The 12,558-nt window shown below is 64.4% G+C and carries 10 protein-coding genes; 2 read left to right on the forward strand and 8 right to left on the reverse strand.

What is annotated here, in order from left to right; translation table 11 throughout:
* Positions 1 to 78: 78 nt before the first annotated feature.
* The 7 genes from PF66_RS29600 to PF66_RS29630 all read right to left on the reverse strand — a co-directional run bounded on the left by PF66_RS29600 (position 79) and on the right by PF66_RS29630 (position 8,415).
* Complete coding sequence (locus PF66_RS29600) at positions 79 to 258, reverse strand: hypothetical protein (RefSeq protein ID WP_054064632.1); 180 nt, start codon at positions 256 to 258, stop codon at positions 79 to 81.
* Positions 255 to 1,379, reverse strand: a complete 1,125-nt coding sequence (locus tag PF66_RS29605; RefSeq protein WP_054064633.1) for a PepSY-associated TM helix domain-containing protein — start codon at positions 1,377 to 1,379, stop codon at positions 255 to 257. The genes PF66_RS29600 and PF66_RS29605 overlap by 4 nt, the downstream gene beginning before the upstream one ends.
* 61 nt (positions 1,380 to 1,440) lie before the next feature.
* Entirely contained in the window at positions 1,441 to 3,870 is a 2,430-nt protein-coding gene (locus tag PF66_RS29610) for a TonB-dependent siderophore receptor (protein WP_054064634.1), read from the reverse strand.
* A 201-nt stretch (positions 3,871 to 4,071) separates the two neighbouring features.
* A complete protein-coding gene (locus PF66_RS29615) occupies positions 4,072 to 5,052 on the reverse strand; it encodes a FecR domain-containing protein (RefSeq protein WP_054064635.1) in 981 nt (326 codons plus the stop codon).
* Positions 5,049 to 5,567, reverse strand: a complete 519-nt coding sequence (locus PF66_RS29620; RefSeq protein ID WP_054064636.1) for an RNA polymerase sigma factor — start codon at positions 5,565 to 5,567, stop codon at positions 5,049 to 5,051. The genes PF66_RS29615 and PF66_RS29620 overlap by 4 nt, the downstream gene beginning before the upstream one ends.
* A 209-nt stretch (positions 5,568 to 5,776) precedes the next feature.
* Entirely contained in the window at positions 5,777 to 6,484 is a 708-nt protein-coding gene (locus PF66_RS29625) for a 3'-5' exonuclease (RefSeq protein WP_054058347.1), read from the reverse strand.
* On the reverse strand, positions 6,481 to 8,415 hold the full coding sequence (locus PF66_RS29630) for a putative nucleotidyltransferase substrate binding domain-containing protein (RefSeq protein WP_054064637.1): 1,935 nt from the start codon (positions 8,413 to 8,415) through the stop codon (positions 6,481 to 6,483). Before PF66_RS29630 ends, PF66_RS29625 begins: the two co-directional genes overlap by 4 nt.
* 318 nt (positions 8,416 to 8,733) lie before the next feature.
* Here PF66_RS29630 and PF66_RS29635 point away from each other — a divergent pair, with 318 nt between their 5' ends.
* Positions 8,734 to 9,177, forward strand: a complete 444-nt coding sequence (locus tag PF66_RS29635; RefSeq protein ID WP_054058345.1) for a response regulator — start codon at positions 8,734 to 8,736, stop codon at positions 9,175 to 9,177.
* A gap of 113 nt (positions 9,178 to 9,290) precedes the next feature.
* Here PF66_RS29635 and PF66_RS29640 read toward each other — a convergent pair whose 3' ends face one another.
* Positions 9,291 to 11,468, reverse strand: a complete 2,178-nt coding sequence (locus PF66_RS29640) for a malate synthase G (protein ID WP_054058344.1) — start codon at positions 11,466 to 11,468, stop codon at positions 9,291 to 9,293.
* Positions 11,469 to 11,921: 453 nt separating this feature from the next.
* Between PF66_RS29640 and PF66_RS29645 the strand changes: the two genes are divergently transcribed.
* On the forward strand, positions 11,922 to 12,440 hold the full coding sequence (locus PF66_RS29645; RefSeq protein ID WP_054058343.1) for a glycine cleavage system protein R: 519 nt from the start codon (positions 11,922 to 11,924) through the stop codon (positions 12,438 to 12,440).
* The last annotated feature ends 118 nt before the right edge of the window (positions 12,441 to 12,558 follow it).

Consider the following 12,558-nt stretch of genomic DNA (forward strand, 5'->3'; position numbering starts at 1 on the left):
ATTGGGATTTCAATAAAAAAGCGCCTCTTGGGGTTTTTGACCCGTGGGCGCTTCTGATGTTGTCGTATGACTCGGCGGTCAGCGGCGTCGCAGCAGAGCCTGGATGCCGATGAGGGTTGGCACGCCCAGGCCCAGCCAGCTCAGCGTGTCCCACAGGCCGTCGCCGAGCAGGGCGGTGAACAGGCCGGCGGCCGTGAGCACGGCGATCAGCAGCGGGATGGCGAAGACCTTCCAGAAACTCGACACTCGCGGTTTCATCGGCTGGTCTCCGTCGTCACGGTGGCCCTGGCGTGGCGGCGGACCCACCACAGGTACAGGCCGCTGCCGAGCACGATGATGGTCAGCACGTCGAGCAGGGCCCAGAGGATCTTCATCGGCAGGCCGCCGTAGTCGCCGAAGTGCAGCGGCTGCGACATGCCCATCGCGTCCATGTACCAGGGCCTTTCGGCCACTGCGGTGACCTGCAGGTTGCTGGCGTCGATCAGCACCGGCGTCAGCAGGTGCGAGGTCAGGTGGCTGGCGCCCTTCATGAACACCGCGTAGTGGTGTTCGCTGGAGAAGCGTGTGCCGGGGAAGGCGATGAAGTCCGGTTGCATGCCGGGCGCGGCCTGTTCGGCAATCTTCAGCAGCTCGCTGGCCGGTGCGCGGAGGGTCAGTGGCGGGGCGTTGCGGTAGGGCTCGACCATGGCGGCGAGGCTTTCGTTGCGCCAGGCGTCGATGATCAGGTCGGCGCAGGCGCTGATCACACCGGTGATGCCGACCACCAGGCACCAGGTCAGCGTGACGATGCCGATCAGGTTGTGCAGGTCGAGCCAGCGCAGGCGCGTGGACTTGTCCTGGCGCACGCTGGCGAACTTCAGGCGGCGCATGAACGGCAGGTACAGCACCGTGCCGGAGACCAGGGCCAGCACGAACAGCACGCCCATGAACGCCAGCAGCAGTTTGCCGGGCAGGCCGGCGAACATGTCCACGTGCAGGCGCAGCAGGAACAGCGTCAGCCCGCCGTTCGCCGCCGGTGTTTCCAGCGCCTCGCCGGTGCGGGCGTCGAGCAGGAAGGAATGGGACGAGTTGGGTTCGGTGCCGGCGGTGGCGGCCATGATCGCGATCACCCCGTTCGGGTCATCGTCGTCCCAGGCCAGGTACTGCAGGGCTTCGCCTGGGCGATGGGCCTGGGCGGCCTGGACCAGTTGCTCCAGGTTCAGCCGTGGAGTGTCGGCGGGCATCTGCCGCAGCTCGGGTTCGTTGCCCAGCAGATGATCGATTTCATGGTGGAAGACCAGCGGCAGCCCGGTCAGCGCCAGCATCAGCAGGAACAGGGTGCAGATCAGGCTGGTCCAGGTGTGGATGAAGGACCAGCGGCGGATGGTTTGGCTTTTCATGGCTTTCCCAAATGCGAAAGGGTCACGGTTGCCCGTGACCCTTGTTTCAACGCCTGGCGGTTTACCACTTGTAATTCACGCTGGCGACCACACTGCGCTGGTCGCCGTAGTAGCAGTAGTAGCTGTCGCAGGTGGACAGGTATTCCTTGTCGAACAGGTTGGTGGCCTTGACCGCCACGGTGGCGCCCTTGAGGGCGTTGTCCACGCGGCCCAGGTCGTAATGGACCGAGGCGTCGAACACCGTGTAGGCGTCGGCCTTGCCCAGCCAGGTGTTGGCCTGGTCGCCATAGGTGTTGCCGGTGTAGCGGGCGCCGGCGCCAATGCCGAAGCCGTCGAGCAGGCCGCTGTGCCAGGTGTAGTCGGTCCACAGCGAGGCCTGCTGCTCGGGCATCCGTTGCAGGCGGTTGCCCTTGTAGAGGCCTTTCTGTACTTCGGACTTGGACAGGGTGTAGCTGGCGATCAGCTTGAGGTTCTCGGTCACGTCGGAGGTCGCTTCCAGTTCCAGACCCTTGACCTTCACTTCGCCGGTCTGGCTGGTGACCGAGACATTCCCGACCATGTCGGTGACCTGGACGTTTTTCTGGGTCAGGTCGTAGACCGCGGCGGTGAGCAGGGTGTTGCTGCCTGGCGGCTGGTATTTCACGCCCAGTTCCCATTGCTTGCCTTCGGTCGGCTTGAAGGTTTCGGTGGGCGAAGCGCTGGCGTTGCTGGCCGGCTGGAACGACTCGGCGTACGACAGGTAGGGCACCACGCCCGAGTCGAACACGTAGCTGATTGCCGCGTTGCCGGTGAAAGCCTTGTCACGCTGGGTGTTGGTGACGTCGTTCTTGTTGAAGTAGGTGGTGCCGCTGTGGACCCAGTCCTCACGACCGCCGAGGGTCAGGCGCCATTGGTCCAGGGCCATCTGGTCCTGGATGTACAGGCCGGTCTGGTTGGTTTTCTGGTTGTAGTCGTAGTAGGCGGTGGAACGTGCCGGACGGGTGATCGCCAACCCGTAGGTCGGGTTGTTCACGTTGATACCGGGCGCGCTGCCGAAGATCGAGGTGTAGGTGGTATCGCTGCGCTGGTGGTCCAGGCCGAGCAGCAGGGTGTGGGCGATGTCGCCGGTGTTGAAATTGCCCTGCAGGTTGTTGTCGACGGCGATCTGGCCGATGTTTTCGTCGGTGCTGGTGGTGGTGCGCGAAGACAGGTTGCCCTGGTCATCCACCAGCCCATAGGGATAGGAAGTGGGTGTGATGGCCTGGAAGTGCAACTCGGACTTGGTATAACGCAGGTTCTGGCGGAACTGCCAGGTGTCGTTGAAGCGGTGCTCGAAGGCGTAGCCCAGCGAGTAGTACGTGCGGTCGTAGTATTCCCAGTTCGGGTCGCCGAGGTTCTTGTCGCGGGAGATGTCGCCAAATGGCATCTTGATCTTGGTGCCCTGGATCGGCCGGAACTGGCTGGTCATCCCGGTATCGTCGCGGGTGAACTGCGACAGCAGGGTCAGCCGGGTGTCGGGGTCGATGTTCCAGGTCAGGCTGGGGGCGATGTTGTAGCGCTTGTCGTCGATCTTTTCGATCTGGGTACCGCCGTCGCGCACCACGCCGCTGAGGTTGTAGAGGAACTGGCCGTTGTCATCGATCTTGCCGGTGCTGGCGAAGTTGATCTGGCGATGGTTATCGGTGCCGTACTGCACTTCGATTTCATGGCTGGCTTCGGCGCTGGGTCGACGGCTGACCATGTCGATCAGGCCGCCTGGCGGGGTCTGGCCGTAGACCGAGGAGGCCGGGCCGCGCAGCAGGGCGACGCGATCGAGGTTCCAGGTTTCCATCTTCGGGTTGGCATACACGCCCTTGGGCAGGGGCAGACCATCGAGGAACTGGGTCGGTTCGAAACCGCGCACCAGCAGCCAGTCGGCGCGGCTGTCGCTGCCGAAGCTGCTGGCGACGATACCCGGCATGTAGCGTACGGCGTCGTCGAGGTTCTGCACGTTGCGCTGTTTCATCTGCTCGCGGGTCGCCACGGAGATCGAGCGTGGCGCCTCGACCAGCGCGGTGTCGGTCTTGGTGCCGGCTGCGGTGCGGGTGGCCACGTAGCCCTCGACCGGGCCCCAGGCGCTTTCTCCAGTGCCCTGGCCGGTGATATTGGTTTCCGGCAGGGCCAGCGCGCCAGTGGTGACAGGGACCAGGGTATAGGTCCCGGCACTGCTCTGCACCAGTTGCAGGCCGGTGCCGTTCAATGCGGTGTACAGGGCGCCGAGGGTGTCGAACTGGCCCTGGACCGGTGCCGAGGTCTTGCCGGCGGCCAGGGCCGGGTCAAGGCTCAGCGCCACGCCCGCCTGGCTGGCGATCTGGCTCAGCACGGCGCCCAATGGGCCGGCCGGCAGGTTGTAGGCGCGCACGCTGGAGGCCTGTTCGGCGGCGATCAGCGTCGGGCTGAGCAGCGGCGTGCCGAGAGCGATGGCGGCGGCCAGGAGACTGGGGCGGAGCAGGGTATCGAGCGTGCGGGACATGGGCGGATTCCTGAATGGAAATGTTTCTCACTGCCTATGGGCCGGACGAGATTCGAAAAGTGATAGGGCTGATTGAAAATAATTTAGATTCACGTCGGCGCTCAGGATGAACACTGTCCTCCCGTGGGGACAGGTGCGGGGCATTCCGTGGCCGGTGAGGGGGATGATCGTTCCCGGATGGGAACGATCAGGTGTCTGCATTCAGGGCTTGGGATCGGCCTTGGCCTGCACCGTCACCCACCACTGCGTGTGTCGCTCGATCTGCACCGGCAGGGTCGGCAGCAGCGCGGTCAGCGCCAGGTCGGTGTCGTGCAGCGGGAAGCTGCCGGTGATCCGCAGGTCGGCGACTTTCGGGTCGACGCCAAGGTGGCCGCGGCGGTAGCGGCCCAGTTCGTCGAGCATGTCCGCCAGGCGCACGTTGTCCACCACCAGCATGCCGCGGGTCCAGGCGTCGGCGCCGGGGGCCAGGGTTTGCAGCGGGCCCAGGCGGTCGTGCTGCATCAGCACCTGCTGGCCTTCACGGAGGATCTGCTCGTCAGGCTGCGATTCGGGGCGGGCGGCCACTGCCGATTGCAGGACGCTCAGGCGCGTGCCACGGTCTTCGCGCTTGACCAGGAAGCGCGTGCCCAGAGCGCGCATGCGCCCGTCGGCGGTCTCGACGATGAACGGACGGGCATCGCCATGGCCGGTCTCGATGAGGATTTCGCCGTCACGCAGCACGACCCGGCGGGTCTTCTCGTCGAAACGCACGTCCAGCGCACTGTGGGTGTTGAGCTGGATGACAGTGCCATCGGCGAGGTGCAGGGTGCGCTGCTCGCCGGTGGCGGTGCGCTGGTCGGCCAGCCAGTAGTCGATCGGCAGGAAGCGGTTGCCCAGCAGCAGGGCCAGGCCGCAGGCCAGCGCCACGCTGGCCAGGCCGCTGCCGAGCTTGCGCATCCGCCGGTGCGCACCGTCACGGGATTTCAGCAGGGCGCTGCGGGCCGGCGCGCTGGTGCCGCTGAAACGCTGGTCGAGCATGCCCAACTGGCTCCAGGCCCGGGCGTGTTCCTCGTCGGCCGCGTGCCATTTCTCGAACTCGGCCTGTTCCACGGCACTGTGGCCGCTGCCCTCCAGGCACAGTTGCCAGGCAATGGCGGCATCGAGAACGCGGGCCGATACCGGTTTGTGACTGAACGGTTTCATGTCGGCTCGCCATACAGTGCGATGTAGCACTGACGAATGCCCTGGGCCAGGTACTGGCGTACGCGGGGCACCGAGACGCCGAGTTTTTCTGCAATTTCGGCGTGGCCCAGGCCGTCGAGGCGGTTGTAGAGGAAGGCTGCGCGGGCCTTGCTCGACAGCTTGCCGAGCATCTGGTCGATGGCCTTGAGGTCCTCGAGGATCGACTGCTGTTCTTCCAGGGACGGCTGTTCGTGCTCCGGCAGCAGCATCAGTTCGTTGAGGTAGGCCTGTTCCAGGTCCGCCCGGCGGAAATGGTCGAACAGCAGGCCCTTGGCAATCGCCACCAGGAACGCCTTGGGTTCGCGGGGAGCCCTGAGTTCGTCCCGTCCGAGCAGGCGCACGAAAGTGTCCTGGCTCAGGTCCTCGGCGCGTTGCGGGCAGGCAATGTTGCGCCGCAGCCATGCCAGCAGCCAGCTGCGATGGTCGCGATACAAGGCGCCAACAAGCTCGTGGTGCGGGCTTCGGACTGACGACACGGGATTACCGACAGGAAGTTTAAATTAACGAGAATTATTCGCGATTGTGTCAGGGTGCCGGGAAAGGTGCAATGGCTGCTGGTCGGATTGCCATCATCCGGGTGTGGTCGTCAGAGCCGGCCTCTTCGCCGATGGAGCCGGCTCCCACAGTGCCACCGTCGCTCGCAGGATTAATGCACTGCGTGAAAAGAAGAATACGCCGCGTCGCGTCAGAAGGACGGTGCCTGCTGCCGTCGCTTCCACTGGCCCAGCCGCTGTTGCAGGGCCAGCGGACTGTCCAGTTGCTGCCGCCGTGCTCGGCTGAACAGGATCAGCGCCAGCTCGGCGGTGGCCAGGGCATCGGCGCTGGCGTGGTGGCGCTCCTCGACCTGCAACTGGAAGTGGCCGATCCAGTCGTCCAGCCCGGCCTCCCGGAAGTGCGCCTGGGGGCACAGCAGCGGGGCCAGGTCGGCGATATCAAGGAACGGGTGCTGCAGGCGATAGCCCAGGCTTTCCTTCAGTGCGCGGCAAAGCATGTGCTGGTCGAAGGGGGCATGGAACGCCAGCAGCGGACTGTCACCCACGAACGCCATGAAATCCAGCAGTGCCTCGACCGGGTCGCTGCCGGCCGCCAGTGCGCTGGGTCCCAGGCCGTGGATCAGCACACTGGGGCTGACGGTCCGCTCGGTGCGTTGCAAGGTCCGTTCGAACGACTGGCCCAGGTCGATGGCGCCATCCTCGATCGCCACCGCGCCAATCGAGATCACCTGGTCGCGGTTCAGGTTGAGCCCGGTGGTTTCCAGGTCGACCACGACCCAGCGTTGTTCACGCAGCGAGCATTCGCCCAGCGGTGCCGCCGCCGAGAGCCGTTGCAGGCGCTCCTGTTGCCCGGCATCGAGCTGTGGCGCGTTGGCCCTGAACCAGGAGAACAGGCTCATAGCTGATACCGCAGGGTCAGGCTGGCCTGCAGGCGCTGGGCCTGGCGCAGCGATTCGCGCAGGATGCGCCGGTCCAGGTGATTGAGGCTCTCCGGGTCGACCCGGTTGGAGTAGGGCAGGTTGCTGCGGGTCTGCAATTGATGCTGCTGCATGCGGGTCTGCTGGATGAAATGATAGGCCTCTTCATAGGCGGCGCCGTCGAGCGGGTCGATCACTTCGCGGGCCACCAGCTGTTGCAGGCGTTCCAGGGTATTGTTGGCCTCGATGCCGTTGGCCAGCGCCAGCAGGCGGGCGCCGTCGACGAAGGGCGTCAGGCCCTGGATCTTCAGGTCGAGGGTGGCCTTGTCGTTGCCCTTGCGGCTGAGCACGAACTCGCGGAAACGCCCTACCGGTGGGCGGTTGCGCAAGGCGTTCTCGGCCATCATGCGCTGGAACAGGCGATTGTCGGCGACCTGGGCCAGAATGCCCTGGCGCAGTTGCTGGCAGGCCTGCTCTGCGCCCCAGACCACCCGCAGGTCGAAGTAGATGCTCGAACCCAGCAGGTTTTCCGGGGTGGCCTCGCGAATGAAGGCGGCGAAGCGCCGGGCCCATTCGGCGCGGGAAAGGCACAGCTCGGGGTTGCCGGCCATGATGTTGCCCTTGCACAGGGTGAAGCCGCACAGCGCCAGGCTCTGGTTGATCTGTTGGGCCAGCGGCAGCAGCTTGCCGCGGATCTCGGCGGCATGCGCGGCGTCGCGGGCCTCGAAGAGGATGCCGTTGTCCTGGTCGGTGTGCAGGGTCTGTTCGCGGCGGCCCTCGCTGCCGAAGCACAGCCAACTGAACGGTACGCCCGGGTCGCCGCGCTCGGCCAGGGTCAGTTCGATCACCCGGCACACCGTGTGGTCGTTGAGCAGGGTGATGATGTGGGTGATCTGGGTCGAGGAGGCGCCGTGGGCGAGCATGCGTTCGACCAGTTGGCCGATCTCGCCGCGTATCGCCACCAGGTTTTCCACCCGGGCGGCCGTGCGGATGGTACGGGCCAGGTGCACCAGGTCGACCCGTTGCAGGGAAAACAGGTCGCGCTCGGACACCACGCCGCATAGCCGCTGGTCCTTCACCAGGCAGACATGGGCGATATGCCGCTGGGTCATGGCGATCGCCGCGTCGAACGCGCTGTGCTCCGGGCTCAGGGCGAAGGGGGCCTGGGTCATGTGCCGCTCGATGACCTGGTTGAAGTCGCTGACGCCATCGGCGACCACCTGGCGCAGGTCGCGCAGGGTGAAGATACCCAGCGGAGTCTTGTTTTCATCGACCACCACTATGCTGCCGACCTGCTGCTCGTGCATCAGGCTGACCGCTTCGCGCAATGGCGTGAGCGGGCCGCAGGTGACCGGATGGCGCATGGCCAACTCGCCCAGCCGGCTATTGAGCGAGTACTGGGTGCCGAGGGTTTCCACGGCCTTCTGCTGCACCTGCTGGTTGACCTGGTCGAGCAGGCTGCTGACGCAGCGCAGGGCGAAGTTGCGGAAACAGTCGGAGAGCGAGAACAGCTTGATGAACGCCGGCTTGTTCAGTTGCAGGCAGAAGGTGTCTTCGCCCGCCAGGTGCTCGGTGCGGGTCGCGCGTTCGCCCAGCAGCGCGGCGAGGGGGAAGCATTCGCCGGTTGCGATTTCGAAGACGGTCTGGGTGCCACCCTTGGCCGTGTGCGGGCGTTCGCCGACGATGCGCCCCTGCTTGACGATATAGAAGTGCTCCACCGGGCCGTCGGCGGGCTTGATGATGCTCTCGCCCTGGCTGTAGAAGCGCAGCTGGCACTGCTCGACCAGGTAGGCCAGGTGGGCGTGTTCCATCTGGTTGAAGGGGGGGAAACGTTGCAGGAACTGCATGGTGCCGTGGATGTTTTGCAACACCGCGGTCTTCCCTGCCTGGGTGAAGGCATCCGCTTTGCTCATAACCGCTATCGCTGTTGTCCGTTGTTGTTATCGGTTTCTGTCGCGAGCTGTCGCTGTGTTCACCCATGGTCGGACGCTTGTTGGCGGGTGCCCATTGGACGTAAGTCTAGGGTCCGTAGGAAATATTCCTGATCTCCGCAGGGCCAGCACCAGGGGTGGCCCCGTCAATTTGGGAAATAACCTACAGTTAACTCGTTGGGTTCTTGATGCTGAACCTCTTGGAAAACTTTCCGACGAAGTGCACATTGAGCAGCCGTAGAGCGATGTCTGAGCACAGTGCCAGGGTATTTGGATGGCCAAGGGAAGCCAGAGAAGCGTATGACCGACCACGATATTTTGAGCGATGCCGAGCGTGAGGCGTTACTTCAGGTGATGCATGCTCCCCAGTTGCCCGCGCAGCGTGTGCTGATCGTCGATGACGACCAGGACGCCCGCGAGCTGTTGTCGGAGATTTTTGCCATCAATGGGATCAATTGCCTGACCGCCGCCAGTGGCAGGGCGGCGTTCGAGGTGCTGGAAGCCAACCGCTCCATCGGCTTGATGATTACCGACCTGCGCATGGCCGACGATGGCCTGGACCTGATCCGCAAGGTGCGCGGTTCGGAGCGCGCGACATTGCCGATCATCATTGTCTCCGGCAATGCCCAGGTGCGCGATGCCATCGATGCCATGCACCTGAGCGTGGTGGACTTCCTGCTCAAGCCGATCAATGCCGACCATCTGCTGAAGCTGGCCCGGCGCGAGCTGGGCATGGTGGCCTGATCAGCACTGGGGCCGCCCGCGAATGGGCCGGTAACCGGGGTAGGTTGGTGAGCCCGGAAATGAAAAAGCCCTGACCGTTCCGGCCAGGGCTTTTTCGTTGCGCTAGCGCGTGATTACAGGCCGTTGCGGGCCTTGAACTCGCGGCGGCGGCGGTGCAGCACCGGCTCGGTGTAGCCGTTCGGCTGCTTGGTCCCTTCGATCACCAGCTCGACTGCCGCCTGGAAGGCGATGTTGCTGTCGAAGTCCGGTGCCAGCGGACGGTACAGTGGGTCGCCGGCGTTCTGCCGGTCAACCACCGGTGCCATGCGCTTGAGGCTTTCCAGCACCTGGGCTTCGCTGACGATGCCGTGGCGCAGCCAGTTGGCGATGTGCTGGCTGGAGATGCGCAGGGTTGCGCGGTCTTCCATCAGCCCGACGTCGTTGATGTCCGGTACTTTCGAGCAGCCGACGCCCTGGTCGATCCAGCGCACCACGTAGCCGAGGATGCCCTGGGCGTTGTTGTCCAGCTCGTTGCGGATCTCCTCGGCCGACCAGTGGGTGTCGCTCGCCAGCGGGATGCTCAGGATGTCGTCCACCGACGCGCGCGCGCGTTTGGCCAGTTCGGCCTGGCGGGCGAACACGTCGACCTTGTGGTAGTGCAGCGCATGCAGCGCGGCTGCGGTCGGCGACGGAACCCAGGCGGTGTTGGCACCGGCCAGTGGGTGGGCGATCTTCTGTTCGAGCATCGCCGCCATCAGGTCGGGCATGGCCCACATGCCCTTGCCGATCTGCGCGCGGCCTTGCAGACCGGTGCTCAGGCCGATGTCGACGTTCCAGTTCTCGTAGGCGCCGATCCACTTCTCGGCCTTCATGGCAGCCTTGCGCACCATCGCGCCGGCTTCCATGGAGGTGTGGATTTCGTCGCCGGTACGGTCGAGGAAGCCGGTGTTGATGAACACCACGCGCTCGCTGGCGGCCTTGATGCAGGCCTTGAGGTTGACCGTGGTGCGGCGTTCCTCGTCCATGATGCCGACCTTGAGGGTGTTGCGCGGCAGGTTCAGCACTTCCTCGATGCGCCCGAACAGTTCGTTGGTGAACGCCACTTCCTCGGGGCCGTGCATTTTCGGCTTGACGATGTAGATCGAGCCGGTGCGGCTGTTGCGGCGCACGGTGTTGCCGTTGAGGTTGTGGATTGCCGCGAGGCTGGTGACCAGGCCGTCGAGGATGCCTTCGGGCACTTCGTTGCCCTGGCTGTCGAGGATCGCGTCGATGGTCATCAGGTGACCGACGTTGCGCACGAACAGCAGCGAGCGGCCGTGCAGGCTCAGTTCGCTGCCGTCGACCGCGGTGTAGCGGCGATCGGCGTTCATGGTACGGGTGAAGGTGGTGCCGCCCTTGGCGACTTCTTCCGCCAGGTCGCCCTTCATCAGGCCGAGCCAGTTGCGGTAGATCACCACCTTGTCATCGGCATCGACGGCGGCGACCGAGTCTTCGCAGTCCATGATGGTGGTCAGCGCGGCCTCCATCAGCACGTCCTTCACGCCGGCGGCGTCGGTCTGGCCGATGGGGCTGGTGGCGTCGATCTGGATTTCGAAGTGCAGGCCGTTGTTCTTCAGCAGGATGGCGCTCGGCTTCTCGGCAGCGCCCTGGAAGCCGATCAACTGGGCATCGTTGCGCAGGCCGCTGTTGCTGCCGCCCTTGAGGGCGACCACCAGCTTGCCGGCAACGATGCTGTAGCCGGTGGCATCGACATGGGAACCTGCGGCCAGGGGGGCGGCTTCATCGAGGAAGGCGCGGGCGAAGGCGATGACCTTGTCGCCGCGGACCTTGTTGTAGCCTTTGCCCTTTTCCGCGCCACCGGCCTCGCTGATGGCGTCGGTGCCGTAGAGGGCGTCATACAGCGAACCCCAGCGGGCGTTCGAGGCGTTGAGGGCGAAACGGGCGTTCATCACCGGGACGACCAGCTGCGGGCCGGCGGTACGGGCGATCTCGTCGTCGACATTCTGGGTAGTGGCCTGGAAATCCGCCGCTTCTGGCAGCAGGTAGCCAATGTCTTGCAGGAAGGCTTTGTAAGCCACGGCGTCGTGGGCCTGGCCGGCTCTCGACTGGTGCCAGGCGTCGATGCGGGCCTGGAAATCATCGCGTTTGGCGAGTAGGGCTTTGTTCTTCGGCGCCAGGTCGTGGATGACCTTGTCGGCACCGGCCCAGAACTGGTCCGCAGTCAGACCGGTGCCGGGAATGGCTTCGTTGTTCACGAAGTCGAACAGGACTCTGGCGACCCGAAGGCCACCGACTTGAACGTGTTCAGTCATTGCTTGCCTCACTCTGCTCAGCTATTCAGCTCTTCTATTTAAAGCCTTGCGTGCTTCTCTAAACACAGTACCAGAACATGCCCTCGCGGACGGCTGGGCTGGCCCCGCCAACCTTGGCCGGTGGGGCTTTCCGTGATTTCACAGGCACTCGGGCGAACATCCATCCAAGGTTATGTAGTGCGCGCTGGGGCATACTACATGATGCATTGCGGTTGTGAAAATCAGACTAAATACGTCGTTCTGCGACCAATCGGTTCTGTCTGGTCACGCAGCAGGTCTTGATGTTCTCAAGAAATGCATGGGTTGTTCCATAAAAATCTGAAAATGGTACACAATTTGTTGTCTGCGATTGGATATGCCCGGTGGAGCGCTTCCTGAATGTGAAAGCGCCAGCCCGGTCATCGCCTGGCTCATTGCCTATACTGGATCGATGAACCGCCAGAGGGCTGCCCCGTGGACCATCTCGTACTGACTGTATTCGCCCCGGACAAGGCCGGCCAGGTCGAACGGATCGCCCAATGCATCGCCGCCCACGGCGGCAACTGGCTGGAAAGCCGCCTGTCGCGACTGGCCGGGCAGTTCGCCGGGATCCTGCGCATCGGCGTGCCGGCCGAAGCCCACGATGAACTGATCGAAGCCCTGCAGGCACTCTCCAGCCAGGGTATCCGCGTGCTGATCGCCGAAAGCGGCATCGAGCAGTCCTGCACCTGGAAACCCATCGCCATGGAACTGGTGGGCAACGATCGCCCCGGCATCGTCCGTGATATCACCCGCCTGCTCAGCGAGCAGGGCGTCAATCTCGAACGGTTGGTGACCGATGTCCGCCCGGCACCGATGAGCAGTGAGCCGCTGTTTCACGCCGAAGCGATTCTGGCGGTGCCGTTGACCCTGTCCCTGGAGGGCCTGCAGGCGAGCCTGGAAGCCCTGGCCGACGACCTGATGGTGGAGCTGGTGCTGCGCAGTGAAGGCTGAACCGGTTTATCCAAGTTAACCGGGGACGGGCCTGTGGATAAGCTGGGGAGACACGGCGCCCGGCCAGGTGGGCCGTGGCTTACCGAGAGTTGAGCAAAAAACGAGCAGTTTCAAGGGC

It is taken from the genome of Pseudomonas asplenii (genome assembly GCF_001293465.1).
GTDB classification, from domain to species: Bacteria; Pseudomonadota; Gammaproteobacteria; order Pseudomonadales; family Pseudomonadaceae; genus Aquipseudomonas; species Aquipseudomonas fuscovaginae_B.

What these genes read in the sequence shown, in the direction of transcription:
- PF66_RS29600 (WP_054064632.1), bottom strand. Translation starts at nt 258, where the DNA reads ATGAAACCGCGAGTGTCGAGTTTCTGGAAGGTCTTCGCCATCCCGCTG.
- PF66_RS29605 (WP_054064633.1), bottom strand. Translation starts at nt 1,379, where the DNA reads ATGAAAAGCCAAACCATCCGCCGCTGGTCCTTCATCCACACCTGGACC.
- PF66_RS29610 (WP_054064634.1), bottom strand. Translation starts at nt 3,870, where the DNA reads ATGTCCCGCACGCTCGATACCCTGCTCCGCCCCAGTCTCCTGGCCGCC.
- PF66_RS29615 (WP_054064635.1), bottom strand. Translation starts at nt 5,052, where the DNA reads ATGAAACCGTTCAGTCACAAACCGGTATCGGCCCGCGTTCTCGATGCC.
- PF66_RS29625 (WP_054058347.1), bottom strand. Translation starts at nt 6,484, where the DNA reads ATGAGCCTGTTCTCCTGGTTCAGGGCCAACGCGCCACAGCTCGATGCC.
- PF66_RS29630 (WP_054064637.1), bottom strand. Translation starts at nt 8,415, where the DNA reads ATGAGCAAAGCGGATGCCTTCACCCAGGCAGGGAAGACCGCGGTGTTG.
- PF66_RS29635 (WP_054058345.1), top strand. Translation starts at nt 8,734, where the DNA reads ATGACCGACCACGATATTTTGAGCGATGCCGAGCGTGAGGCGTTACTT.
- PF66_RS29640 (WP_054058344.1), bottom strand. Translation starts at nt 11,468, where the DNA reads ATGACTGAACACGTTCAAGTCGGTGGCCTTCGGGTCGCCAGAGTCCTG.